Raw genomic sequence first — 26,440 nt, 5'->3', positions numbered from 1 at the left:
GATGTAAATCTGTGAATGAAAAAATAAAACAGCGTTTTCAGACGGTTCTGGAAAAGGAGCAGGTTCTGGAAGCGGAGTCTATGAGCAGACACACCACATTTCGCATTGGCGGCCCGGCAGATCTGTTCGTGGTACCGAAGTCAGTGGATGAGATCGCAGAAGTCCTGAAAATCTGCAGGGAAGAGAAGGCTCCTTATTTTATACTTGGAAACGGGAGCAATCTTCTGGTAAGTGATAAGGGATACCGCGGCGTAGTGGTACAGCTGTATCGCGGCTTTGGGAAGATTACGGTTTCCGGGGAGGAAATTCATGCCCAGGCGGGTGCTCTTTTATCCGGAATTGCGGCAGCGGCAAGAGATGCATCTCTTACCGGTTTTGAGTTTGCCGGCGGAATTCCGGGAACCTTAGGCGGTGCTGTTGTGATGAATGCAGGTGCTTACGGCGGAGAGATGAAGGATGTATTGAAGGAAGTGACGGTTCTGACACCGGAAGGTGAGATTCTTACTTTGCAGGCAGATGAGCTTCACATGGGATATCGGACCAGCGTTGTAAAGGAAGCCGGCTATATTGTTCTGGAGGCCGTGCTTTCTCTTGCGAAGGGAGATCCGGAAGCAATCCGCAGCCGGATGCAGGAGCTGGCTGGCATGAGAAGCAGCAAGCAGCCCCTTTCCTATCCAAGTGCAGGCAGCACATTCAAAAGACCGGAGGGATATTTTGCAGGCAAGCTGATCATGGACAGCGGACTTCGGGGATATCAGGTAGGCGGTGCCCAGGTTTCCGAGAAGCACTGCGGCTTTGTGATCAATGCAGGAAATGCCACCGCAGAAGATGTATGCAGGCTGATGGAAGATGTACAGCGGATTGTCAGAGAAAAGTTTGGCGTGACACTGGAGCCGGAAGTGAAGTTTCTTGGAGAATTCTGACTGAGAAATTCAGGCCAGAAATTTATGTTTCAGGACGAAATAAAAATTTGTCCCATCAGGAGATAAGATATGCGATTTGTAATAGTTACAGGCGTTTCTGGCGCTGGTAAATCAACAGTGCTGAAAATGCTGGAGGATGCCCACTATTTCTGTGTGGATAATCTTCCCATTCCATTGGTGGAGAAATTTGCTTCACTGATGCTGGAGGTGCATGAGGAAGGCGTGCAGAATGCGGCACTTGGAATTGACGCAAGAAGCGGACGCTCCTTGGAAGAACTGGCACAGGTTCTGGATCACATGAAGGAAGCCGGATATGATTTTGAGATTCTTTTCATGGATGCGGAGGATTCCGTGCTTGTAAAGAGATACAAGGAGACCAGAAGAAGTCATCCCCTTGCCGCTTCCGGAAGAGTGGATGACGGGATCCGGCTGGAACGCCAGAAAATGGAATTTCTTCGGAAAAGAGCGGACTACATCATTGATACCACTCATCTGCTCACCAGAGAGCTTCGTCAGGAAATCGAGAAGATTTTTGTAAATGACGAAAAGTTCTGCAATATGATGGTTACGGTGCTGTCCTTTGGATTCAAATACGGAATCCCGGCAGATGCAGACCTGGTGTTTGATGTCCGTTTTCTTCCAAATCCATATTACGAGGATGAGCTGCGGCCGCTGACGGGTATGGATGAGAGCGTTTTTAATTATGTAATGGACAATGAGACTGCAAGGATTTTTGCAAACAAGCTGGAGGATATGACGGAGTTTCTCATTCCCAAGTATGCCCAGGAAGGCAAAACAAGTCTTGTGATCGCCATTGGATGTACAGGCGGCAAGCATCGTTCTGTTACCATTGCAAGAGAGCTGTACAGCAGAATTGCCCGAAACGGGGAATACGGTTTCCGGCTGGAGCACAGGGATGTGGATAAGGATCGTCTGCTGAAAAAATAAAAAGGAGTTTTGGAAATGTCTTTTTCAGGGATGGTGAAAGAAGAACTTTCCAGGCATATAGGCACCGGAAGGCACTGTAAGATTGCAGAACTGGCTGCGATTTTCACTTTCTGCGGCAGCCTGGGCACTGGATCAGATGGGAAATTTTTCCTCCGTATCCAGACAGAAAATGAGGCACTTGCAAGAAAAAGCTTTACATTATTGCAAAAAACATTTAATATAGAGACAGATGTATCAAATTCCCGGACCGACTGTTTCAGAAGGGGGAATCTTTCCTGTATTTCCGTTACCGATCAGGCTCTGATCAAGGAAATACTGGACTCTCTGAAACTGGAAATTTCGGGAATCAGCGGAGGAATGCCATTCGTATCTAATTCCATTGTATATCAGCGGGATTGCTGCAAAAGGGCGTTTGTACGCGGAGCCTTTCTCTGTGCGGGATCCATCAGTGATCCAAGGAAGGGATATCATTTTGAGATTGTATGTCCCAGCCAGGAGATTGGCGTGCAGTTACAGGAAATCGTCCGGAGCTTTCACATAGATGCCAAGATCGTGCTTCGCAAGAAGTCCTATGTGTTCTATGTGAAGGAAGGTGCACAGATTGTGGATATGCTGGCTATCATGGAAGCAAATGTGGCCCTGATGGATCTGGAGAATATCCGCATCCTGAAGGAAATGCGTAATTCTGTGAACCGGAAGGTCAACTGTGAGACTGCAAATATCAACAAAACGGTTAATGCGGCTGTGAAGCAGATCGAAGATATCAGACTGCTTGAGGAAAAGGTGGGCCTGGAGAGTCTGAGTGAAGGACTTGAGGAGATCGCAAGATTGCGGCTGCAGTATCCGGAAGCAACACTTAAAGAATTAGGATTGATGTTGAACCCACAGGTCGGGAAATCCGGAGTAAATCATCGACTTCGTAAGCTAAGCCTGCTCGCGGATGATCTGAGGGAAAACAAGGAGGAGTTATTATGATCAAAAAGCCAATCACCATTCACCTGTCCACAGGACTTGAAGCCAGACCCGTTGCACAGCTTGTACAGGTGGCAAGCCAGTTCAACAGTGAGATTTACGTTGAAGTAGGCAAGAAGAAAGTCAATGCCAAGAGTATCATGGGCATGATGACACTGGGACTGGATGCTGGTGAGGAAATTACACTTTCAGCTAACGGAGAAGATGAAGATGCTGCCATGAGCAGTATTGAACAGTACTTAAGCAACCAGTAAAGGATGCTATAAAAAGTGAGGATGGTTACCAATGTCTAAATTTCTAAAATTTATTGTACATTTTGTTGTGATATGCACCATACTTTGCGTAGTTGCATTAGCGGTGCCTCCGTTCTTCGGAGTGACTACCGAAATTCGGGACGACTCCACAATCGAGTCCAATCTTGCAATGGGATCTGTTACATATGCAATTCCGGTTAAAACAGAAGAAGCAGCTCTGGGTACACCGATCCTTGTAAATGACGAAGACAATGCTGTATATCGTTATACACTTGCAAGTGCTGATGTGGAGAATGGCACAGGAACTGCCATGGACCCTACTGTTTCACAGGGAGAGCCGATTAATGTTGCAATTGGAAGCTATCTTCCGAAGATTGTTGTGACAATTCCGTTCATCGGTTATCTGATGGCTGCTACCAAGAGCATTGAGGGATTGATCGTTTTAGGACTTGTAGTTCTGTTCCTGATTATCCTTTATGTGATCGCTGAGCTGTGGAAAAAGGATCCGGATGATGACTATGATGATTATCCGGATGATACAGAACCGGGATATGTGAAGAGCCGCAAGGAACTGAAGCGGGAAGAAAAACGCAGAGAACGCGAGTACCGAGATGAAGAGCGTGAGATTAAGGCTGAGAGCAAACGCAGCAAGAAGGAAAAACGCAAGATTCGTACAGGTGGCTTTGTTGATGAGATCGACGAGGATGATTTTGATACAGAGGAGGATGAGCGCCCACAGAGAGCAGTGCAGAGTGCTACAAGTGAGGCACATGAGCTTCTGAAGAAAGAAATCGCTGCAGCTACTGCTGAGGATCGTAAACCAGTCAGAAAGTCTGCTAAACCTGCAGCTCAGACCAGGAAAGCATCACCTAAGAAGAAAGCGGTACAGGAAACTCCTGAAGAGGATGATGAGCCAGTAGAGATTAAGAAGCTGGCAATCCCGAGATATTCACCGGCGCAGCTTGCTGCGAAGGCGAAGAAAGAGGGAGATGCACCTGACATTGTAAAGGATGAGATTACAAAGGTTACTTTATTTGATTACTCTGATATCTTTGCTGACGAAGAAGATGACGATGAAGATTACTATGATGATGAAGATTGATTTATCATTATGAGAAGAAGAGGCATTTGAGAGATGCCTCTTTTTTTTTCTTATTAATTTTGGAAGACAATAAGAAGCACACAAAAGTGCTATTTCTGGAGTGGAAAATTATAGTCGAAAAGAGGATATTTACAATAAACTTGAAATAAAGAGAACACAGAAGGGAGAAGTCTATATGGAGCAATTAAGATTTGGTATTTCATCTATGAACCTTGGAGCTGCTGTGGAGAAAAAACCATCTCCTGAGGTTAAAATTTCCGATTGGGAAAACGCAGTGAAAATTTCCAAGTTCTATCGGGCTGGTGGACACTTTTTACCAGCTTCAGATACAGAATGTTGTTTTTTATGGGATGCGGAAGCTCTTTATGTACTGTTTTTATGTAAAGAAAAGAAGAGGACTGACAGCGAAAAGCTGGTTCAGGATAAAGACAGAATAAGGTTGAAACGGAAGGACTGTGTTGAAATTGCACTACAGAGTGGAATATTTGGACATCGTGACTTCAGTGTGTTTACAGTCGAAAATACGGGAGTAGCAAAAGCTGTTACACAAAGAGGGATGACCTACCTGGGAGGTGACAAGGGATATCTGGGTGGATGTGACAGAATTGAGAATCAGGCTGAGATTACAGAAATCACACAAGATATGTATACTTGTAAAACCAAGACAATAGAGAATGGTTGGATGGCATTTCTGGCATTGCCGTGGCAGCTATTTGGAGGAAGACCGGAAAAGCAGTTTGCACTTCAGGTATATCGAAAAAAACATCAGACCAGTGAGATCAGTACTCCATTTCCGCTAGATATGCAGGTGAATTTTTCAGATCGATTCGAGTATGACCCATTGACTTTTCTGGAAGTATTTTTAAATGGGGAAAGGGGAGTTTCTTCTGAAAAAGAAGTATTATGTACTCTTCCAGATGGAGTAAAACGCTGGCAGCGCCCTGTAAAGTTGGTATGGCCATCAGAAGAAGAAAGAAGAGAAATAGAGGAACTACACCATACAAAAGAGGCTACGACTCTGGCAAATATGGCAGATAGAATCAGGCTTCTGCAAAGATGGCAGGATGTTTTAACGCTGGAAGGAATGGACTATTTTACAGGACAGTCTGTAGCAAACCCGTGGGAATTTAGAGAACCATGGGTTGAACGCAGACTATGCAACGAGGCATTCCTCAAAGGGGATATTGATGCTGTATGTAAAGAATTGGACATTGCAATAGCATATTTTGTACAACTAACTGAGTGGTGGTACACCGACCACACACTGGGAAATCGCAGCAATGCCTGGACAACATTTGGCAGACTGGAAAAAGTAAGTAAGGAAGACCAGGAAGTCTGCATGACTTTTGCTGACGGACAACAGCTGTATCTTGCTGCAGGGGCAGGCGGTTTTCGCTTTCATAAAGCTCAAAAAGGTTTTTTTGATGCAGAGAAAGAAGAGCTTAAGTTGAGCAGGCAGGAAGATTTCTGGGTGGCTGAAAGTGTATACGGAAAAATAAGAATAACACCTGGATTACTCTGGAAAATTCATCTGGAAGGAACAGATTTTGAGATTCGGTCAGATCAACTGAAGATTTATTACGAAAAGAAGGATGAAATTGCAGGTGCTGAATGGGATTTACGTCTCAATAGGGAAGATGGGGTCTATGGTTTTGGAGAATGTTTTGATGCAGTGAACCAGAGAGGGAAAATTCGCTCATTATGGCAACGTGATGCCTGTGAAGGATGTCTAGCATCCATCGGAAATCAGTCCTACAAAAATATACCGTTAGCGCATATCAGTTCAGGATATTCTGTGTTTATCAACAGTCAGTACCGTGTACGTGCAGATATTGCCAATGAGACAACAGACCTTTTGCGCTTTCATGTTTCCGGACCTGTTGTGGACTTCTTTATATGGAGAGGAAGACCAGAGCAGACTATGAATGGCTACACACAGTTGACGGGAAGACCAATTCTTCCGCCCAAATGGGTATTTGAGCCATGGGCGGGAGGTGGAGCGGGAAGGTGGTATCACGGTCCTCTTCACGATGTATGCAAAGAGCAGATGGCAGTGTTGGAACAGTTTGAAGAGCTGGATATTCCTCATTCTGGAATTTATGCAGAGGGGGCAGGTGCCCATTGGTTTAAGAATCCAAAGAGTGAGGAATTATATAAAATTGTAGCTTTTGCAGAGAAAAAAGGAATTCGTGCATTTTCCTGGCAGTATCCAGATATGTCAATGGAAGAAGCTAGGGGATATCTTCCAGATATAGAACCAGAGGATATTCCGATCAATAAGATTGCACCACATGAAGGGAATAAGAAACTTCCTACTTATATTGATTTTACACATCCGAAGGGAATGGATCTACTGCGTGCACAATGGAAGGTACGTCTGGATGCAGGAATTCGTGGAACGATGGTTGATTTTGGAGATTTCGTACCAGATGAAGCACAGTTTTATGATGGCAGATGTGGGGATCAGATGCATAATGGGTATGCCTATGAGTATGCCAAAAGTTATCGAAAATTGTTTTGCGAACGTTATGGAGAAGATCATGTCCTTTATACAAGAGGCGCAGCACCTGGTTCTCAGGCATTTGCCTGTCAGTTTGGTGGAGACCATTTAACGAGTTTCCTTGGAATGACATATGCACTCCATGGAGGAATAACAGCAGCAGCCAGCGGCCTTCCATTTTGGGGAGTGGATGTAACAGGGTATGACGGATTTTCAGATGAGGAGACATATCTCAGATGGACAGAATGGGCAGTATTTTGTCCGATTATGCGCTATCATGGCACGGAGCCAAGGGAGCCCTGGGAATACAGCCCTGAAACAGTACAAATATATAAGCGATATGCATGGCTTCGTGAGAATATTCTTCCGTATTCATATGGACTGGCAATACAGGCACATGAGACTGGTATGCCGATGATGCGGACAATGGCAATGGAATTTCCAGGCCATCCGGAACTTATCGGATGCGAGGACTCCTATATGTATGGACCTGATTTACTGGTGGCACCTGTACATACGGAAGGAGAACACAGAAATGTTATTTTCCCGGAGGGAAACTGGGTAGATTTTTGGGACAATACGAATGTTATAGAAGGTGGGAAAGAGCTGGAGATTTTTGCACCTCTTGACAGGATTCCTGTTTATTTAAGAGAAGGAACTTTCCTGCCACTGGAATTAAACGGCAGCTTACATTTGGGTGAAAGTATGACAACCAGCCGCAAAAAAGCTTTGCTGATCACGCCGCCGGTGACACAGAGAATGGGAACCTGGCATCGTGATCGCACTGATCGGATAGGATATTGTATGGTTCCGCAAAAAGATGGATTTTATATGCGGTGTCAGGGAACTGGAGAATGGACTTATCTGATTATCAAAGGTTTGAAAGACAAGCCTGTTGGTATAACGGTTAATCACAGAGAGTACCAGCAGTGCCTGGCAAAGACTGCATTGTATTTTGAAGAAGGATGGGTTGTACAGGATGATGGTACTGTAATAATCCGCATATATGATTATTCTGAGATAGAACTGAGTGTGAAAATGTAACAAAAGTTATAATTTGGGTTTTTTAAATTATAGTGAAGAAAGTTTCCGTGTTATACAATAGAGAAAGTTAAGAAATATAGTCGGAGGTAGCATTAATGATTCAGATTCAGAATAATGGACTACAAGGGTATCATCCGCAGATGGACGGAGATCCATTGTCAGTTGAAAAGGGATATTGTCATTTTAATCATCAGGGACAGAAAGATTTTTTAGTCAGAATGATTGGCTATGAACCGACAGATGCGGGATGTATTTTTGAAACAGAAACTTTTCGACGGAAGAGGGCAAAAGTTGTTGTTACTTTCCAGAAAAACAATGTTTTTCGTTTCTATATGCAGCCGGAAGGGGAAAACATCTGCAGGTTGAATGAAGTATTTCATTTTTCGGAAATGTCAGGAGTGAAGACACTGGAAGATGACAATTTTATTAGTGTAAAAACAGACCGAGTCACATTAAAATTTCGTAAATGCCCCTGGGAAATGAGCATTGAGCTGGATGGAACAGAACTGACATGCGAACAGATTAAAGACTATAATGTGGATCAGAAGTATAAGGCAATACCTACCGGCTTTACTGTAGATGCAGAAGGGAAGGTTACGGATGCGTTTACGACAATGTATCTACATTGTGACGAAACATTTTATGGCTTTGGCGAAAAATTTACAAAATTCAATAAGCGGGGTCAGAAAATCACCATATGGCAAAAGGATGCCCAGTCAACCAATTCGGACTCCTCTTACAAAGGGATGCCTTATTTCATAAGTTCAGCAGGTTACGCAGTAATGCTGAATACGTACAGTAGAACTCATTTCAATATGGGAGCAACTTCCGGCGTTTCCTATACGATGGAAACAGAGGACTCATACCTGGATTATTATATGATTTGCAACAGGAACTATAAAGGACTTATTCGTGATTATACAGCACTCAGTGGCAGATCTGATATGATACCGAGGTGGGCCTTTGGCTTCTGGATGTCCAAGATGAGTTACATGAATCGTGCAGAAGTAGAGAACATCGCAGATAAGATGGAAAAATTTGGTATGTCTGTGGATGTTATTCATATTGATGGATGGCTCGATAATATGGGAGGTGAGGAAGGCAGTGGAGAATTGCTAAACTTTGACGAAAAACGCTTCCCGGAACCGGAAGAAATGATTCAGAAGCTGAGACAACGTGGACTACATTTATCGCTGTGGATGTTTCCTTATGTACTGCCATTCAGAATGATGGGAGAAAAGGCAGTGCCAGGCAATAGTAAACTGTACCAGAATATGGCACAAAGAGGATTTCTGGTAAAAAATCAGGCCGGAGAACCGTATCTTTTTGCATTAGGTGAGGGCGATGGATTCCATGTAGCAGCACTTGACTTTACCAATCCGGAGCTTGTGCAGTACATGAAAGAACGTGTAAAGCGCCTGATGAAGATGGGAGTTGGCGTAATAAAAACTGATTTTTCAGAGGAAATTCCGGAAGATGCAGTGTTCTGGGATGGAACGACCGGAAAAGAAAGCCATAATAAGTTCCCCTTGCTTTATGCGAAAACAATTTATGAGGCATCTGCTGAAGCAAAAAGAGAAATGGGAGAAAAGGCTCTGCTTTGGGGTAGAAGCGGATATCTGGGAAGTCAGAATTATCCGGCAAACTGGGCTGGTGATTCTTCGGCGGCACTGAACAATCTGGCTTCTATTTTAAATGGCGGACTGAGCCTGGGAATGAGCGGAATCTCGTTCTGGGGATTCGACATCGGCGGCTTTTATAATTCTGATGATGAAGGCAATCGTGCAATGCCTTCTGATGAAGAATATATCCGCTCAGTACAGATGGGGTTAATGGCACCTTTAAGCAGAAGTCATGGGCAGGCAACACCGAGAGAACCATGGGAATATTCTGAGGAAGCGCAGAGTGCATTCCTAAAAATTAATAAGATTCGTTATAGGCTGCTTCCGTATCTCTACAGTACAGCATGGGAAACACATCGTGAAGGAATACCGATGATGAGGGCTATGTTACTGGAGTTTTCTGAAGATTTAAACGTGTCAGAAATTTCTACACAATATATGTTGGGAAGATCACTTCTGGTTGCACCGGTATTTGATAAGAAAAAGCATATGGTATATTTTCCGAAAGGAAGCTGGATAGATTTTTATACAGGAAAGCGCCTGACGGGTGGAGACTGGATAGAATTGGACACTCCACTTGATCAGATACCACTTTATTTAAGAGAAAACAGTATGATTACTATGTTATCGGAAGCTCCGAACCATATTGCTGAGTCTAACTTTACATCACTGAGGGTATGGATCAATCTGGGCGGGCAGATGGAGCAGACATATTATGATGATGGAGTGGAAGGATGTTTGTGTGCAAACTTACAGGGAGACACGTTGCAAGTAGGAATCAGACAGATGGATATTTCTGAAATTTATGTTTATACTGAGCAGACTCCTAAAACAGTTACAGTTAACGGAAAAGAAGTTCCTTTTGAAGCAAATGACAGATTTATCGTATTTAAAGCAAAGTGAGGTGATATCATGATTCAATTAGCAGATAATGAGAAAAAAGGGTATTGTCAGCATACTGTTGAGGACCCTCTTAAATTGAAGGAAGGATATTGCCATTTTAATCAGACTGGACAGAAAGATTTTTTGAACAAGATGATTGCGTATGAACCAGGATGTTCAAAGATTACTTTTGAATTACAGACCTTCCGAAAGAAACAGGCCGAGGTTGTAGTAGAATTTATATCACAGACTGCTTTTCGTTTCCGGATGTATCCGGAAGCGGGGAAGACATATTGTGAAAATTCAGTTCTTCCTAAAACAGATACAATACCAATGACAATTAAGGAAGAAGAGGAAGAAATTACAGCATCTACAGAGAGACTGATGCTTAGGTTTCAGAAGTGTCCATGGCAGATGAGTGTATACCTGGATGGCGAGGAATTAACGAAGGAGCAGATAAAAGATCAGGATGTGGGTCAGAAATACAAGTCGGTTCCAACAGGATTTTCCGTGGATGAAAATGGAAGAGTAACAGACACATTTGAAACCATGTATATGTACAGTGATGAGGCATTCTATGGATTTGGAGAAAAATTTACAGATTTCAATAAACGAGGCCAGAAGATATGTGTCTGGCAGAGAGATGCACAATCTACCAATTCAGATATTTCTTATAAAGGAATGCCATACTTTGTCAGTACACAAGGTTATAGCATTTTGGTAAATACGTTTACAAGAACGCACTTTAATATGGGGGCTTCGTCAGGAGTGTCATATACGATGGAAACTGAAGATCCGTATCTTGACTACTATCTGTTTGCAAATCGTAATATGAAAGGGCTTTTAGCCGATTATACAGAAGCTAGCGGAAGATCACCGATGATTCCAAGATGGGCTTTTGGCTTCTGGATGTCCAAAATGAGCTATTTAAACAGAGCAGAAGTGGAAGAAATTGCAGAAAAGATGAATGAATTCGGAATGTCTGCAGATGTAATTCATATTGATGCCTGGATGGATATGTTTGGCAATGCTTCGGAGCTACTAAGCTTTGACGAGAAGCGATTCCCGAAACCGGAGGAAATGATTGCAGAACTGAGAAAGAAAGGCTTTCATCTTTCTCTTTGGATGTTCCCGTATGTACAGACAAAGATTACGGTAGATGGAACACAGAGAGTGTCCCGTCAGTACCTTTCTATGAAAGAAAGAGGCTTTCTGGTGAAACGTACAGACGGAGAACCCTATATTTTTTCTCCAGGCGAGGGAGACGCAGCAGGATGGGGAGTGGCAGCACTTGACTTTACCAATCCAGAGTTTGTTCTATATATGAAAGAACGTGTGAAACGCCTGATGAAAATGGGAGTTGGAGTGATTAAGACCGATTTTTCGGAGGAGGTTCCTGAAGATGCGGTATTTTGGGATGGATCGACAGGAAAAGAAGCACATAATAAATACACATTACTATATGCCCGCACGATTTATGAAGCTTCCGCTGAAGCAAAAAAAGAATTGGGAGAAAGTGCGCTTCTGTGGGGCAGAAGCGGATACTCAGGCAGCCAGAATTATCCGGCAAACTGGGCTGGCGATTCTTCCGCAGCAAAAAATAATCTGGCAGCAGTACTAAACGGCGGCCTGAGTATGGGAATGAGTGGAGTTTCATTCTGGGGATTTGACATCGGAGGTTTTTATAACTGCGACTATGAAGGGAGAAGATGCATCCCTTCCGATGATGAATATATCCGGTCTGTGCAGATGGGACTTATGTCACCTCTTAGCAGAAGCCATGGACAGTCTACGCCGAGAGAACCCTGGGTATTTTCCCGTGAAACCCAGAAAACGTTTTTAAAAATTAATAAGCTGAGGTACAGACTCCTTCCGTATTTATACTCTACAGCATATGAAACACACTATAAGGGATTACCTATGATGCGTGCTATGGTGCTGGAATTTCAGGAAGACTGGAATGCGAGAAATCTGTCAAGACAGTATATGCTTGGGGAAAGCCTTCTCGTAGCACCGGTATTCGACCAGGAAATTGTAAAGGTTTATCTTCCGAAAGGCAGCTGGACAGATTTTTATACCGGGGAACGGCTGGAAGGTGGTAAATGGATTACGGCAGAGAAACGTTTGGATCAGATTCCGTTGTATTTAAGAGAGAATCATATGATTCCAATGCTTCAGGAAGCACCAATGCATATTGAAAACAGAAATTTTGAAAAGCTTGTTGTTATACTAAATTTGCAGGAGGAGTTAGAAACGCACTATTATGATGATGGCGTCTGTGGAAAGTTATTTACTAAAATTGTAAATGAAACTCTCATAATAGAAAGCGCAAAGATGAAAATAGAGCTGTTTGAAGTATACAGTGAAAAAGAAATTCATAATTGCGTAGTTAACAAAAATGCATGGAAATTGGAAAAAACTGAACACGGTTTCAGAGCTACGAGAGGATAACGTATGATCATTATTGATAAAGAAACGTGTATCGGATGTGGAAATTGTGCGAAGGATTGTTTTGGCTATAACCTGACCATGGAGCATGGCAAGATGGAAGTAAGAGGAAGCTGTTTTGAGTGTGGACACTGCATTGCACTTTGTCCAGTATCAGCAATTCATATAGATAGCTGTCCAGATGATGAACTTGAGGAGTGTAGTGGACAGGTAGAAAATATGACTCCCAGACAGTTTCTGCATACGATTAAATGTAGACGAAGCATAAGAAATTATCAAAAAAGATCAGTGGAAAAGGATTTGTTGACAGAAATTTTGCAGGCTGGAAGATATACACCCACCGGAGGAAATGCACAGGATGTCCGTTATACGGTAGTGCAGGACAGATTGCCAGAACTGATTCCGCAAATATTTGAAGGCGTTAGACAGGGTGCAGAGCAATTTCATAAAGAGAAACCAGATAATCCATATAGTGGAACTTTGAATCGAATTTATGAAAAATATAAAAATGGACAGGATAGTTTATTTTTTGAGGCACCTGTACTGCTGCTAATATCTTCAGATATGCCAATTGATGGAGCCTTGGCAGCTTCAAATATAGAGCTGATGGCAGCAACAGAAGGACTGGGATGTCTGTATTCCGGGTTCATAGAGCTGGGGCTGAAAAATAATCCGGAAGCACTAAAACTTATACAAATTGATGCAGAAAAATTACGTTGTTGTATGCTTCTGGGATATCCGGGTATTACCTACATAAGAAGCGTACCACGTAAGGCTTTGCAAGTAAAATGGATGTAATGAAGCGTTTATTACATATAATTTCAAAGGAGGAAATGTAAATGAAAAGAAAACTAATGAGCTTACTGCTATGTGCAGTAATGACAACAGGGCTGTTTGCAACACAGACTGTATGGGCAGATGAGGAGACAGAAACTGCTGATGAGGACATTGATTTCTCAGAGGATCCATATGAGGTTAATATGGTGATTACTCTTCCTGCGGCGTCTCCAAGCCAGAGTGAAATTGACAGAGTAGTTGAGCATGTAAATGAAATCACGAAAAAGAAACTGAATATGACATTAAACCTGCAGTTGCTTCCATACTCTACTTACCTGGAACAGATTCCTTTGGAGTTAAGCTCTGGAAGTGATATTGATATTCTTACTGCGATTACCGGATATGCACAGGGATGGGTAAGTTCCGGTTATCTGCTTGATATGACAGACCTTCTGGATGAATATGGTCAAGAGGCAATTGCTACATATTCTTCTCCTGATCTTGCGAAAGCTGCTCAGTTAAATGGTCAGATTTTTGGTTTGCCGGTTCATAAAGAAATTGCACAGCAGCCAACTATTTTCTTCCGTACAGATATTCTGGATAAGTATGATATTGATGTAAGCAATGTAAAAACAATGGCAGATGTAGACGCTATTTATGAGCAGGTAGCTGAAAAAGAACCAGGTATGTGGATGCTGGCAGCAGATAATCTTGGAGTTGGTAAAGCTGTCGTGTTTGATATGTCTGTAGGTGGTACTTCATTTGCCGGTTTAATGGACTTCGCAAATAATACAACTGTTACCAATCTTTTTGCATCTCCGGAGTTTAAGGAATGGTGTGAATACAATCACAAATGGTTTGACAATGGCTGGATTAATTCCGGTGCTGCTTCTGATACAGAGTCATATTATTCTTATATTGCATCCGGACAGGCATTTTCATTCTTTAGTGATTATGGACATCCTCTTTCAGAGGCTGACCAGGAAAACAACTGCGGTGGCGTAGATCTCACGATGGTACATTTAGGCGAGCCTTATGCCACAACTTCTACAGCAGCAATTTTCTCTTATGCGATTTCTTCCGGTTCCAAAGATCCTGCGAAGGCAATGAAGATGTTAAATCTGCTTGAAACAGATTCTGATATTATGAATCTGCTCAACTGGGGAGTAGAAGGCGAAGATTATGTAGTTAATTCTGATGGGCTGTTAGACTATCCGGAAGGCAAGGATGCAAGCTCAGTAGGATATCACTTGGGTGCAGGCTGGATTCTTCCGAACCAGTTTATCTGTACTCCATGGGCAATAGATGGTGCAGACATTTACCAGAAAATTGTGGATTATAACAATACCGCTGTAGTATCTAAAGCGCTTGGATTTACCTTTGACTCTGAACCAGTTGCTGATGAAGTTGCAGCAGTAACGAATGTACGAAATAAATATTATAAAGCTTTAGTTGTTGGAGCAGTAGATCCTGACGAATATCTGCCGAAGCTCCTTGAAGAAATGGATGATGCAGGTATGCAGGATATTATTGCAGAATCACAGAAACAGTTGGATGAATTTCTGGCATCAAAATAAAGAACAGGCATTACATTAAGACATTGTCTGCGGAATGGAGACTGCTATGAGTAATAAAGTTAAAGAGAAAAAAACTTTAGCAGAACGGATTAAGCCCTATAAGAGATATCTGCCGCTTTATCTGATGATGTTGCCGGCATTGCTTTATCTGTTCATTAATAACTATCTTCCTATGTCCGGTCTTGTGCTTGCATTTGAAAAGTACAATGTGCAGGATGGTATTTGGGGAAGTAAATTTGTAGGATTGAAAAACTTTAAATTCCTACTCAAAAGCAACGAACTTCCGATTCTGTTCCGAAACACATTGGGATATAATCTGTGTTTCATTATTATTAATATTATTTTTGGAGTTGCGCTTGCTATTCTGATAACGGAAATCGGTAATCTTGCGTTTCGAAAATTTGCACAGAGTAGTATTTTGTTTCCATTTGTAGTGTCCATAGTGATTGTGTCATATATGGTAAGAGCGTTTCTTGATCCAGAAGCAGGAATGCTTAATCATCTTCTGGTGTCCATAGGACACCAGAAGATATCCTGGTACGATACTGAGAAATTCTGGCCTTTCATTCTGATTTTTGTAAATACATGGAAAAGCGTTGGATATGGTTGCATTCTTTATATTTCAACAATCCTGGGCATTGATTCATCACTTTACGAATCTGCGTCTCTGGATGGCGCAACGAAATTTCAAAAAATACGTTATATTACCCTTCCATTTCTGAAACCTACGATTATCACCGTAGCATTACTCTCTATAGGAAGAATTTTTAACAGTGATTTCGGTCTGTTCTTCCAAGTACCACAGAATTCTGGCCTGATATCGGATGTAACTCAGACAATAGATACATTTGTATATAAGGCACTGATTACACAGAGCAATATTGGAATGTCGGCGGCTGCCAGCTTTTTCCAGTCGGTGATGGGGCTTATCATGATTTTAATATTTAATACAATTACACGAAAATTCAGCGAGGAAAACGCATTGTTTTAGGAGGAGAGTGACATGGTAAAATCAAAGCAAGACAAACATTTTGAAATTGCCGCATATATTATCCTGTCGATTATAATGCTGGTTATTTTCTTCCCATTCCTGCTGCTGTTTATGTCATCCATAACGGAAGAAAATTCCCTTCTGATCAATGGATATTCTATTTTTCCAAAAGAAATCAGTTTCGCAGCTTATTCTTATATTTGGGAATCCAGAGCAACAATACTTAGGGCTTATATTACGACAATCTGCGTCACTGCGGTGGGTACTGTTATCAACGTTTTGATTACTGCAATGGTAGCTTATCCACTGTCTCTGGACAAGTTGCCCGGCAAAAAGATTTTCTCATTTCTGATTTTATTTGTAATGTTATTTAATGGCGGAATGGTGCCGACGTATATGATCTATACTACCGTTTTGCATATTAAAGATACATATTTTGCACTGCTTGTTCCGAACCTGCTGTTCAGTGCATTTAATGCGATTATTGTAAAAACTTATTTGAAAGGGAACATTCCAGAAGCACTTTATGAATCTGCCAGAATAGATGGGGCTTCAGAATTTAAAATTTTTACAAACATTGTGTTACCCCTTGGAAAGTCTATTTTTGTTACAATCGGTATTTTTTCCGGTTTGGCGTATTGGAATGACTGGATGAATGGATTATACTATGTAAGTGATTCATCGAAATATTCTATCCAGCAGCTTCTGAACGTCATGGTGAAAAATATTCAGTATCTGACACAGTTTGGCAGAAGCAGCGGGACAGGACAAATCCCCAGCATCAGTCTCAGAATGGCAATTGCTTTTGTAGCAATGCTGCCGGTATTGATTTTGTATCCATTTTTACAAAAATACTTTGAAGAAGGAATTACGCTGGGAGCTGTGAAAGGATAGGTTTTATTATTATGACTCAGCCCTTTTTTGTCAGATATTTAAAAAAGTTCCTGATTATTAGTATTGTACTGCAATGTATATGCACTTTGGTACTGATTGCTTTTTACGTGCAGAAACGTCAGACAGATGAGCAGCAGATGGTGCAGATTGCAGATCGTTTTGTAAAGAAAATAGAGTCAGAATTGCAGAATAATTCAAATTACATGAACCAGACGGTAATTCTCAGGCGGGATTACCGTAATATGTATCAGATGAACGATTTGGAAAGAGTCAATAAAATATCAGATTTACAGATGATTTATAAATTGCTGGGAGAGATGGCTGACATTCCTTATAACTATTTCGTATATGACAGAGAGAAGGACAGCTTTCTTGAACTGACCAGGGTCGACATACAGTTTTCACAATATCGGGAAATACGAAATACATTAAAAGAACGCCTGAAGGTGGATAATGAAGAAAACAAAAGCGGAGTCTGGTATCTTGCAGAAACACCAGCTGGCAGGGTAATTCTGTCCAACTGGCATTATGAAAACTATATGCTGGGTACCTGGACGAGAGAATGTGATCTCCTGTCTGGAATTAATACAATTGACTGGGGAAAATATGGGCAGGTGGAACTTCTGCCAGGGCACAAAGAACAAGATGAGAAGCAATTTCATCTGTGGGGAAACAGTTTGTTGTGTTACAGCTTTCCAAACTGTAATACGGACTTTTCAATTCAGATTACCATTTCTAAAGATGGAGGCCTTAAATGGCAAATGCTTATTCAAATTTTCCAAATACTTATGTTGATTTGGGTGATTGGAATATTGATTGAATTAACTAGGTATGTAAGACGTTCTTTTTTGGTTCCGACTCAAAATCTGACGGAGATACTAGAGAAATATCAGACAGCAGACAATGAAACAGGAAGGCCAGAGAATGACACTTCTTTACAAGATGCTTATGAAATTTTGGATAAGCTTGGAAAAAGAGCGGATAGCCTTACAACGAAGCTCTATGCAAGCGAACTTGAAAAAAAGCAGCTGGAAATTAACTTCAGAAATTTACAGATCAGGCCTCATTTTTTTGCCAATTGTCTTACAATGTTGTCTGCGATGGCGGAGAATAATGAAATAGAGAAAATCAATAAGCTTACAGTATGTCTTGCCAATTATTACCGATATATTATGCATGATTGCATGGATATGGTTACCGTGGGACAGGAAATATCCCATATGAACGATGTCATAGCGGTCAATGATGAGTGGAACAGTAATCAGATTGTATTTACTTCTGAGATAGAGGAAAGCACCAAAAATCGGAAAATTCCGGTATTGATGATCAGTACCTTTCTGGAAAACTCCATTAAGCATACGGTTGGACGGGAAGGAACTCTGCGAATTGGGTTAAAAGTATGGACAGAAAAAAAGGTATTATGTATTCGTATCACAGATAATGGAGAAGGCTTTCAGAAGGAAATGCTTGAAGGATTCAAGCTGGGGATTTATCCGAAGGAAGAGCTGGGAAGGCACATTGGTATCAATAATGTGATTCAGAGACTGAAATTAATTTATACAGGACGGGCCAATGTTGAGTTCTCCTGCACCGAGAGTGGAGGTGCATGTGTGGAAATTCATATACCACAGGAGGAAACAGATGAAGCTTTTGATTGTAGATGATAACAAATACGTTGTTGCACTTTTGCGCAAACAACTAAATTGGGAAGCCTTTGGCATTGAGGAGCTTATCGGAGTGTATAGTGTGGAGCAGGCAAAAGAGGTTTTTCTGAATAAGCAGATTGACTTTTTGATCACAGATATTGAAATGCCGGTGCAAAATGGATTTGATCTTCTGGAGTGGCTGAAAAATCAGAACATATGTCCAGAGACGATATTGCTCACAAGCTATGCTGATTTTTCCTATGCTCAGCTGGCTGTGAAATATCAGTGCTTTGATTACCTTCTGAAACCAGTAGACAGAAACGTTCTAGAAGACATTGTAAAGAAGCTTGTCACGAAACGAATTGATTATCAGAAACAGCAACAGCTGCAGGAACTTGGAAATAACTGGATATCGCATCAGAATCTGGTGAAAGAAATGTTCTGGCGAGAATTGGTAAATGAGGAAAATATAGTAACCCAGGAAAATCTGGCGAGCAGGATAAAAAAGGATAAGCTGAGTTATACGCAGGGACAAAGCTTTGTAGCGATGTTGATCTGTCTTGAAGAAGAACAAGAGAATTTTAGCAAAGAGCTGTTAAGCTTCACCTGTGAGAATATATTGAGAGAGATTGTGGAAAAAGAGCATATCGGACTGGAATTTTTGTCATATAACAGTTATGCCCAGTTTGTTGCTGTTTTTTCAGGTGCAAATCCATTTCCATATAAACAGTTGAAGCATACAGCAGAATGTTTTGCTGAAACTTTTTCTTCTTTTTATCATCATAAGACAATTTGTTATCTTAGTGAATGTTGTGAGATTATAAATGTTCATTCACATATCCGAAAACTGGAAGAAATATTTCTGGATAATTTGAACCGTGAGAGCGGCGTTTTCCTGGAAAAAGATTTCAGTAAAAGGTTGGACACTACCTATAACGCACCAGAAATTGATGAATGGAGAGCATTGCTTCTGGAGAAAAGACTGGATTTGTTTGAACAGAGGGTTTGTGGATATTTTGACGGAGTAAAGCGTGCACAGGCAATTGATTCTCATTTTTTGCATGCGGTTCTGGCAGACTGGAATATGATGTCAGTTAATATTTTAAAAGAATGTAATCTTACAACGTATCAAGTAGTGACAAAATTGCGTAACAAGGAGCTAGAAGAACGGGCAGTTGTTAATGTTTCCTGCATGGAGAAATTGATTTTATCTGAGGCGGCTATGATTTCAGAACAGATTAACTATGTGGAAAAAGAAGATCAGATTATTGCAGATATTAAAGCATATATAAAAAAGTACCTGGACAGTGTAACAAGAAGCCAGATAGCAAGTGATTTTTATTTATCTCCCAGTTATCTGTCTAAACTGTTTCGTAGCCAGAATGGAATATCGTTAAGTGAATATATTCAAAGAAGCAGAATGAGAGAGGCAAGAAGATTACTCCTGCAAAGTACTCTTAGTATCAGCCAGATTGCAGAAACAGTTGGATATCCAAGTTTTGCACATTTTTCCAAGCAATTTAAAAAAATGAATGGTATGACACCAAATGAATATCGTAAAAACAATGAAGGACAAGAAAGATAATCTTGTGGGAGGATATACTTATGGAATATAAAAAATTAGGAAACACTGCAATAAAAGTATCACCATTTGTTATGGGATGCTGGTCTGTAGGCGGTGATTATTTTGGAAGTGTAGAGGATACAAACAGCATTCGATGCATTAAGACATACCTGGAACATGGAATCAATACTTTTGATACTGCAGAAGTTTATGGAATGGGAAGAGCGGAGAAAGTGCTGGGAGAAGCATTAAAAGGGACGGACAGAGAGTCTGTTGTTGTTTTTTCTAAAGTATGGCCATTGCATTATGGAAAGAAAGAAATGGAAGAGGCTTGCGATCAAAGCTTAAAGAGGCTGGGAATGGATTATCTGGATGTTTATTTTTTACATTATCCACCGCAGGCAGGAACGTCAATGGAATTGGCTATGGAGAGCATAAATGAGCTGAAGAGAAAGGGAAAAATCAGAAGTATTGGTGTTTCAAATTTCACTTTAGATATGCTTAAGGAAGCATCTGCCTATGGCACGGTAGATGTGATTCAGCCCTGTTATAATTTATTGTGGCGCTATATTGATAAAGATATCCTCCCCTATTGTGTAAAAGAAAATATTGGGGTAATTCCTTACAGTACACTGGCACAGGGATTGCTTACCGGCAGGTTTACAAAAGATACTCAGATTACAGGTGGGCGTGCGAAGGCTGCATTGTTCCAGCCAGGTGTTTATGAAGAATGCCTGGAGGTAACGGATGCCCTTATTGAATTAGGAAAAAAATATGATCACAGCGCAACACAGATCTGTATTAACTGGCTTGTAAAAAATCCAAATCTTACAGCGCCGATTGTGGGAGGTGCAAATTCCGAGCATGCACTTGACAATCTGAAAGCGCTTGATTTTATCATGGAGCAGGAAGATTACAAAAAAATAGATGAAATAAGCAGTGCATTTTGCGAAAAAATGCCTGAGTATCAGCTGTTTTTTGATACAAAAGTAAAGGGGGAATAAAAATGTCACTTGTAAAAGTAAACGAATTACTTCAGCATGCTACCGAACATCATTACGGTGTTGCTGCCATTAATACAGTTAATTATGAAACCATCAGCTGTGCAATTGCGGCTGCTGAGGCTGAAAGAGTACCTGTAATTATTCAGTTTTTTCCGGGGTTGGATAAGTATATTCCGTTGAAACATATTTCTTATATGGCAAAGGATCTTGCGAATAAAGCTACTGTACCGGTTGCTGTACATCTGGATCATTCTGCTTCTTACGAAATTGCAGTTAGCGGTATACGTGATGGTTTTCCGTCCGTTATGGTTGATGGATCTGCGCTGCCGTATGAAAAAAATATTGAAGTTACCAAAGCGGTGGTGGAGACAGCATCTATTTTTGATGTGGATGTGGAAGCTGAACTGGGGCATGTAGGAAATGCACAGAATCTTGATGATTTGACAAATACAGATCATTTTACTAATGTAGACAAGGCTGTGGAGTTCGTGGAGAGGACAGGTTGTGGTTCTCTTGCAATTGCTGTAGGAAATGCACATGGTAACTACATCCAGAAACCAAATCTGGATTTTGATCGTATTAAAGAAATCAGAAGGGCAGTTTCAATTCCGCTGGTTATGCACGGATGTTCCGGAATCCCTGACGAACAAATGCAGGAAGCTGTGAATCTTGGCATGAGCAAGTTTAATATTGCAACGGAATATTTTACCGCTATGTATCGTTCTATGGAGCAGGGAATGGAAGCAACAGGGCATGACGGCAATGGATTGAAAATGCTGTTTATTTCCAGAAAAGGAATGATTGATTTTGTAGCAGGAAAAATGCGTTTATTGAATCCTAATAAATTTTCTCTGTAAAACGGAGGTAGAAATATGGGAAGGCAGTTTGACGTATATGGATTGGATACTCCCTGCATAGATCTGAATTTGAATCTTAAAGATTTGCCGCAGAAAAATCATGGAGCATTAGTTACAGACTTATCCTGGCAAGGTGGCGGCAAGGTGTCAAGTGGACTGGTAGCCTGCGCAAGGCTGGGTGGAAAGTGTGCTGCCGGGGGAGTATTAGGAGATGATGTCTATGGAAGATTCTGTTACGCTGATTTTGTGCGTCATGGAATTAACGTGGACGATATGGTGTTGCATAAAAATGAGGCAACACATTTCAGTATCGTAGTAAGCGACCAGAAAACACAGTCAAGGACGATTTTATTTAAGAAAGGAACTATACCGAAGCTTCTTGAATCTGAAGTTGATTGGAATAAAATTAAGAATTCCAAATATCTGTTTATTGCAGACACATCAGAGCTAACCAGAAAAACAGTAGATTTTGCGAGGGAAAACGGAACAGAAATCTTTATCGATGCGGACTTTTATTCTGATGCACTTAAAGAGATGATTCCAAAGATTGATGTTTTTATTGGGTCCGAATTTGTATTTGACGGTTTATTTCCCGAGCACAAGGAAAAAGGACTGGAGAAACTGGAAGAAGAATGTAAGGAAATCTCTGCATCAGGACCGAAGATCGTTGTGTTCACTTTCGGCGAGAAAGGCTGTGTAGGCTACAGCAAGGAAGGCTTTTTTGTCCTTCCGGCGTTTTCTGTTGATGTTGTAGATACGGTAGGAGCTGGAGATGTTTTTCATGGTGCATTTCTGGCACAGTTACTTAAAGGACAGAGCGTAATGGAGTGTGCAAGGGCCGCCAGTGCTGTTTCCGCTATTAAATGTACCAGAATTGGAGGAAGAGCAGGAATTCCAAATTCGGAAACATTGCAAAAATTTTTAGATACTGGCGAAATAGATTACACGGAGATTGATGAGAGAGTTAATTTTTACCGGAGAGGGTTAGAGCATGTATAAAGCAAATGTTAAAATTGGGGTTTTGCCTACAAGAAGAGGAATGCTGGACCTTGAGACAGCAACCAGAGAAAAAGAAAAATTCATGCCGGTTATCCGAAGCATTAAAACTGAAAATGTTACTTTGGTGGATATTGATGATATCTGTACCAATGGAATTATTGAGAATGAGGCTTTTGCACCGGCGGTTGTGGATAAGTTTCGCAAAGAAAATGTAGATGCAATATTTGTACCATTTTGTGATTTTGGTGAGGAAGGCGCTGTTGTTGATGTAGTATCAAAGTTCCATGTTCCGGTGCTAATCTGGGGAGCACGGGATGAATATCCAAACACACCGCAAAAGAGAGGAAGAGATACGCAATGTGGTATGTTTGCAGCAACTAAGGTATTACGACGTTATGGCATTACATACAGTTATATTTTTAATGTTCCGGCAGATACTGAGGAATTTCGCAACGGTTATGAAAAATTTGTCCGTATAGCCTGCATTGTTAAAGATGTAAGAGGTCTGCGTATTGCCAAAATTGGCGAACGGCCTTCTCCATTTCGCAGTGTGATGACAGATGAAACCAAATTAATGAAAAAGTTTGGTATTCAGACGGTAGCAATTGCACCAGTAATGCTGCAGATGGAAGTAAACAAAATACTGGAAGCCAGAGGCGAAGATTTTGAGAAACAGGTGAAGGATTTAAAAATGCGTATGGATTGTTCTGCCATGGACGATGATTATACGGATAGACTTGTGGCATTTAAGATAGCATTAGTATCAACACTTACCCGGAATCATTGTAATGTAGCTGCAATCGAATGCTGGCCAACCTGCGCTTTAATGAAGTTGCCATCTTGTGCTGTAATTGGAGAATTGACAGACTTAGGAATTCCGGTAGCATGTGAAACAGACATTAATGGGGCTATTACCATGTCAATTTTACGTGCTTGTACATTGGGAGAACAGGCTGAGTTTTTAGCAGACTTGACAATTCGACATCCGGAAAATGATAATGCAGAACTGTTATGGCACTGTGGACCATTTCCATATTCTTTGAAGGCAGAGAACAGCCAGGCGAAAATTGTAGGCGGACAGGGGCAGTTTGAATTGAAGCAGGGGGAATTGACTGTATGTAGGTTCGATGAAGTTAATGGCGAATATTGTCTGTTTGCTGGAGAAGCAAGAACAACAACTGGACCGGCTACAACTGGTACCTATGTCTGGATGGAAACAGATAACTGGAAAAAGTGGGAAGAAAAACTTATGTTTGGTCCTTATATCCATCATTTGGGAGGCATTTATGGAAAGATGTTTTCTGTATTAAAGGAAGCTGCAAGATATTTGGATATAAAGTTGGATTCTGTAGATGAACCTGGCCCGAGCTGTTTATGAGTGGAGGATGCTGATATGAAAACAATAAAAGTACAGCTGTTAAGTAAGGAAAAATTTGCAAAATATGGAGAGTACCAAAATTTACTGGATGATAAATCCTTGGCTGAGAAATCTATTTTTCCGTATAGTTTTTTTGCAGATGTAGTGAAACTGGATCTTGGTAATACAACATTGCCAACAATATCGGTATGTCAGGCAGTGAAGCCAGAAAAAATGGAAATTTCTATGCTGGAGGCACATCAGTTTACCTGTGAAGGATTGCTTGCTCTTGACGATGATATGATTATATTTGTGGGAACACCTTTGCCGGGAAAGACATTCAGTGTTGATAATCTGGAAGCCTTTCTGGTGCCGCAGGGCACTTTTGTAAAATTAGATCCATTTATTATTCATGGCTCACAGTATGCTGTTCATAAAGAATGTGCACATATACTGTGCCTGCTACCTGGAAGAACATTTAAAAATGATATACAAGCAGTGATGCTTTCGGAAGAAAAACGTGCTGAACTGATAATGGAATAAAAACTGGAAGTTCACAAAAAAGATAATGTAATTGCTACATAATAAATACGCTTCCTGATAAAAGGCTGCTGGCTGATGTGCGCTTTAGAGCGTTTTTTAACAGACTCTAAGGTGTTCATTTGGCTGGCGGCTATTTTTCTTCTAGAAAACTTTTACTTGCTAAATCGTAAAAGCCTACTAAAAAATGAATAACTGCTTAAAATATGGATATTCATATTATTTCAGCTATAAATGAGCAAGTTTGTGATTTTGCATAAAAGAAAGAAACCTTAAATTCGATTATGTTGTACAATGAAAGTGACCAAACAAAATATTTGCAACATTCACGAGAAAGAAGGTGTCTCTCACAGATACGATACATCATTCGTCATTCATATACAACCAGTTTAAGAAATTTGACTTATGCAAATCTTATTCCAACAGAGTGGTAAATCACCTCATGAGCATTCTGATCAGCATTTTCAGCTCAGGATCCCATGGGAAAACCACGGACTTTGCTAAAAGCAGTTCTTGTCATAGAACTACAATTGCCCATTTTCTCAATTCTGGGAAATGGGATGATTTATTACTTTCAGATATATTAAAGCGTTCTGTCATTGAGATTATTTATTCAGAAGTAGCACGCACCGGAAAGCCTGTTTTTTGTATTGTAGACGATACGATAGTTTCAAAGACAAAGCCTTCGTCACGGGCTCTGCATCCGATTGAAGATGCGTATTTTCATCAGTCTCATTTAAAGTGAAAACAGGATTACGGGCATCAGGCAGTTGCGGTTATGCTTTCCTGCAACGGCATTGTTCTGAATTAAGCTATTGAATCTTTGGATGCTGGTATTATTATAATAGGAAAAAAGACAAAATATCTACACAAAAATTGTATTTAAATTAGTACAAAAAGTATTTCGATTTTTTGAAAAAAACACTTGCAATCTTTGAAAACCTTGTGTATACTAATATCTGCTGTGACATGATAGCAATGAAGCGTGAGGTTGCTGCCAGAAAGGCAGGTTTTCCGTGGAGCGAATGTCAAGTTAGGAAACTGACGACAAGTCACTGTACAAGTTCAATAGCCATCTAGGGGATGGGAGTGTGTGAAGGACCAAAGCACGAAGATGTTTTAGGACACACACGGAGATGTGTACAGTCGCCGCTTGTCGTACTGATAGTGAGTACGAATAGGAGGAGACTTTTTTTATGGCAAATCAGGTAATGAGAATCACATTAAAAGCTTACGATCATCAGTTAGTAGATGCATCTGCTGCAAAGATCATCGATACTGTTAAGAAGAATGGTGCAACAGTTAGCGGTCCAGTTCCGCTTCCAACTAAGAAAGAGGTTGTTACAATCTTAAGAGCTGTTCACAAATATAAAGATTCCAGAGAGCAGTTCGAGCAGAGAACACATAAGAGACTGATTGATATCATTGCTCCGACCCAGAAGACAGTTGATGCTCTGTCCAGACTGGAAATGCCTGCTGGTGTTCATATCGACATCAAGATGAAGGCAAAATAATTAATCTTGTAAATGCATAAGCATT

General features: G+C 41.0%; 21 protein-coding genes. All 21 read left to right on the top strand.

The window, feature by feature from the left end; translation table 11 throughout:
• Nucleotides 1-11 precede the first annotated feature (11 nt).
• Nucleotides 12-923, top strand: coding sequence for a UDP-N-acetylmuramate dehydrogenase (gene murB / locus OCV70_RS03370; RefSeq protein ID WP_173767371.1), 912 nt, complete (start codon nucleotides 12-14; stop codon nucleotides 921-923).
• Between the two features lie 69 nt (nucleotides 924-992).
• Nucleotides 993-1,871 (top strand): RNase adapter RapZ, encoded by an 879-nt coding sequence (rapZ, locus tag OCV70_RS03365; RefSeq protein WP_117852482.1) that lies wholly within the window; start codon nucleotides 993-995, stop codon nucleotides 1,869-1,871.
• Between the two features lie 15 nt (nucleotides 1,872-1,886).
• Nucleotides 1,887-2,846, top strand: a complete 960-nt coding sequence (gene whiA, locus OCV70_RS03360) for a DNA-binding protein WhiA (RefSeq protein ID WP_173767373.1) — start codon at nucleotides 1,887-1,889, stop codon at nucleotides 2,844-2,846.
• Nucleotides 2,843-3,097, top strand: coding sequence for an HPr family phosphocarrier protein (locus OCV70_RS03355; RefSeq protein WP_021924589.1), 255 nt, complete (start codon nucleotides 2,843-2,845; stop codon nucleotides 3,095-3,097). The genes whiA and OCV70_RS03355 overlap by 4 nt, the downstream gene beginning before the upstream one ends.
• A gap of 31 nt (nucleotides 3,098-3,128) precedes the next feature.
• Nucleotides 3,129-4,199, top strand: a complete 1,071-nt coding sequence (locus OCV70_RS03350; RefSeq protein WP_173767375.1) for a hypothetical protein — start codon at nucleotides 3,129-3,131, stop codon at nucleotides 4,197-4,199.
• 175 nt (nucleotides 4,200-4,374) lie between these two features.
• Nucleotides 4,375-7,743: a TIM-barrel domain-containing protein gene (locus OCV70_RS03345; RefSeq protein WP_173767377.1), complete on the top strand. Its 3,369-nt coding sequence runs from the start codon at nucleotides 4,375-4,377 to the stop codon at nucleotides 7,741-7,743.
• Nucleotides 7,744-7,838: 95 nt separating this feature from the next.
• Nucleotides 7,839-10,268, top strand: a complete 2,430-nt coding sequence (locus OCV70_RS03340) for a glycoside hydrolase family 31 protein (RefSeq protein ID WP_173767379.1) — start codon at nucleotides 7,839-7,841, stop codon at nucleotides 10,266-10,268.
• A gap of 9 nt (nucleotides 10,269-10,277) precedes the next feature.
• Nucleotides 10,278-12,698 (top strand): TIM-barrel domain-containing protein, encoded by a 2,421-nt coding sequence (locus OCV70_RS03335; RefSeq protein ID WP_173767381.1) that lies wholly within the window; start codon nucleotides 10,278-10,280, stop codon nucleotides 12,696-12,698.
• Between the two features lie 3 nt (nucleotides 12,699-12,701).
• The gene (locus tag OCV70_RS03330) at nucleotides 12,702-13,493 is read left to right on the top strand and encodes a nitroreductase family protein (protein ID WP_173767383.1); all 792 of its coding nucleotides are present in this window, start codon (nucleotides 12,702-12,704) and stop codon (nucleotides 13,491-13,493) included.
• 41 nt (nucleotides 13,494-13,534) lie between these two features.
• A complete protein-coding gene (locus OCV70_RS03325) occupies nucleotides 13,535-15,049 on the top strand; it encodes an ABC transporter substrate-binding protein (RefSeq protein WP_173767385.1) in 1,515 nt (504 codons plus the stop codon).
• A 46-nt stretch (nucleotides 15,050-15,095) separates the two neighbouring features.
• The gene (locus OCV70_RS03320) at nucleotides 15,096-16,040 is read left to right on the top strand and encodes an ABC transporter permease (protein WP_117852499.1); all 945 of its coding nucleotides are present in this window, start codon (nucleotides 15,096-15,098) and stop codon (nucleotides 16,038-16,040) included.
• A 12-nt stretch (nucleotides 16,041-16,052) separates the two neighbouring features.
• Nucleotides 16,053-16,934 carry a carbohydrate ABC transporter permease gene (locus OCV70_RS03315; RefSeq protein ID WP_173767387.1) on the top strand — a complete coding sequence of 294 codons (882 nt, stop codon included), beginning with the start codon at nucleotides 16,053-16,055 and terminating at the stop codon, nucleotides 16,932-16,934.
• 107 nt (nucleotides 16,935-17,041) lie between these two features.
• Nucleotides 17,042-18,598, top strand: coding sequence for a sensor histidine kinase (locus tag OCV70_RS03310; protein WP_173767389.1), 1,557 nt, complete (start codon nucleotides 17,042-17,044; stop codon nucleotides 18,596-18,598).
• On the top strand, nucleotides 18,576-20,165 hold the full coding sequence (locus OCV70_RS03305) for a response regulator transcription factor (protein ID WP_173767391.1): 1,590 nt from the start codon (nucleotides 18,576-18,578) through the stop codon (nucleotides 20,163-20,165). Before OCV70_RS03310 ends, OCV70_RS03305 begins: the two co-directional genes overlap by 23 nt.
• A gap of 20 nt (nucleotides 20,166-20,185) precedes the next feature.
• Nucleotides 20,186-21,148 carry an aldo/keto reductase gene (locus OCV70_RS03300; RefSeq protein WP_173767402.1) on the top strand — a complete coding sequence of 321 codons (963 nt, stop codon included), beginning with the start codon at nucleotides 20,186-20,188 and terminating at the stop codon, nucleotides 21,146-21,148.
• Between the two features lie 2 nt (nucleotides 21,149-21,150).
• Nucleotides 21,151-22,005, top strand: a complete 855-nt coding sequence (locus OCV70_RS03295) for a class II fructose-bisphosphate aldolase (RefSeq protein ID WP_173767404.1) — start codon at nucleotides 21,151-21,153, stop codon at nucleotides 22,003-22,005.
• Nucleotides 22,006-22,020: 15 nt separating this feature from the next.
• Nucleotides 22,021-23,004 carry a carbohydrate kinase family protein gene (locus OCV70_RS03290; protein ID WP_173767406.1) on the top strand — a complete coding sequence of 328 codons (984 nt, stop codon included), beginning with the start codon at nucleotides 22,021-22,023 and terminating at the stop codon, nucleotides 23,002-23,004.
• Nucleotides 22,997-24,382: an L-fucose/L-arabinose isomerase family protein gene (locus OCV70_RS03285; protein ID WP_173767408.1), complete on the top strand. Its 1,386-nt coding sequence runs from the start codon at nucleotides 22,997-22,999 to the stop codon at nucleotides 24,380-24,382. The genes OCV70_RS03290 and OCV70_RS03285 overlap by 8 nt, the downstream gene beginning before the upstream one ends.
• A 15-nt stretch (nucleotides 24,383-24,397) precedes the next feature.
• Nucleotides 24,398-24,904 carry an ureidoglycolate lyase gene (locus OCV70_RS03280; protein WP_117852516.1) on the top strand — a complete coding sequence of 169 codons (507 nt, stop codon included), beginning with the start codon at nucleotides 24,398-24,400 and terminating at the stop codon, nucleotides 24,902-24,904.
• A gap of 439 nt (nucleotides 24,905-25,343) precedes the next feature.
• Nucleotides 25,344-25,646, top strand: coding sequence for a transposase (locus tag OCV70_RS03275; protein WP_243000233.1), 303 nt, complete (start codon nucleotides 25,344-25,346; stop codon nucleotides 25,644-25,646).
• Nucleotides 25,647-26,097: 451 nt separating this feature from the next.
• Complete coding sequence (gene rpsJ, locus OCV70_RS03270) at nucleotides 26,098-26,415, top strand: 30S ribosomal protein S10 (protein WP_117852518.1); 318 nt, start codon at nucleotides 26,098-26,100, stop codon at nucleotides 26,413-26,415.
• Nucleotides 26,416-26,440 lie beyond the last annotated feature (25 nt).

It is taken from the genome of Blautia acetigignens (assembly GCF_025566865.1).
Lineage (GTDB): Bacteria > Bacillota > Clostridia > Lachnospirales > Lachnospiraceae > Blautia_A > Blautia_A acetigignens.
The sequence above is the reverse complement of the archived record's forward strand: the minus strand, read 5'-3'. Positions and strand labels throughout refer to the sequence as shown.

Coding starts and splice junctions, on each gene's coding strand:
- OCV70_RS03285 (WP_173767408.1), top strand. CDS start 22,997: ATGTATAAAGCAAATGTTAAAATTGGGGTTTTGCCTACAAGAAGAGGA.
- OCV70_RS03330 (WP_173767383.1), top strand. CDS start 12,702: ATGATCATTATTGATAAAGAAACGTGTATCGGATGTGGAAATTGTGCG.
- OCV70_RS03325 (WP_173767385.1), top strand. CDS start 13,535: ATGAAAAGAAAACTAATGAGCTTACTGCTATGTGCAGTAATGACAACA.
- OCV70_RS03300 (WP_173767402.1), top strand. CDS start 20,186: ATGGAATATAAAAAATTAGGAAACACTGCAATAAAAGTATCACCATTT.
- OCV70_RS03290 (WP_173767406.1), top strand. CDS start 22,021: ATGGGAAGGCAGTTTGACGTATATGGATTGGATACTCCCTGCATAGAT.
- OCV70_RS03335 (WP_173767381.1), top strand. CDS start 10,278: ATGATTCAATTAGCAGATAATGAGAAAAAAGGGTATTGTCAGCATACT.
- whiA (WP_173767373.1), top strand. CDS start 1,887: ATGTCTTTTTCAGGGATGGTGAAAGAAGAACTTTCCAGGCATATAGGC.
- rapZ (WP_117852482.1), top strand. CDS start 993: ATGCGATTTGTAATAGTTACAGGCGTTTCTGGCGCTGGTAAATCAACA.
- OCV70_RS03350 (WP_173767375.1), top strand. CDS start 3,129: ATGTCTAAATTTCTAAAATTTATTGTACATTTTGTTGTGATATGCACC.
- OCV70_RS03320 (WP_117852499.1), top strand. CDS start 15,096: ATGAGTAATAAAGTTAAAGAGAAAAAAACTTTAGCAGAACGGATTAAG.
- rpsJ (WP_117852518.1), top strand. CDS start 26,098: ATGGCAAATCAGGTAATGAGAATCACATTAAAAGCTTACGATCATCAG.
- OCV70_RS03315 (WP_173767387.1), top strand. CDS start 16,053: ATGGTAAAATCAAAGCAAGACAAACATTTTGAAATTGCCGCATATATT.
- OCV70_RS03340 (WP_173767379.1), top strand. CDS start 7,839: ATGATTCAGATTCAGAATAATGGACTACAAGGGTATCATCCGCAGATG.
- OCV70_RS03275 (WP_243000233.1), top strand. CDS start 25,344: ATGAGCATTCTGATCAGCATTTTCAGCTCAGGATCCCATGGGAAAACC.
- OCV70_RS03355 (WP_021924589.1), top strand. CDS start 2,843: ATGATCAAAAAGCCAATCACCATTCACCTGTCCACAGGACTTGAAGCC.
- OCV70_RS03305 (WP_173767391.1), top strand. CDS start 18,576: ATGAAGCTTTTGATTGTAGATGATAACAAATACGTTGTTGCACTTTTG.
- OCV70_RS03345 (WP_173767377.1), top strand. CDS start 4,375: ATGGAGCAATTAAGATTTGGTATTTCATCTATGAACCTTGGAGCTGCT.
- OCV70_RS03280 (WP_117852516.1), top strand. CDS start 24,398: ATGAAAACAATAAAAGTACAGCTGTTAAGTAAGGAAAAATTTGCAAAA.
- OCV70_RS03295 (WP_173767404.1), top strand. CDS start 21,151: ATGTCACTTGTAAAAGTAAACGAATTACTTCAGCATGCTACCGAACAT.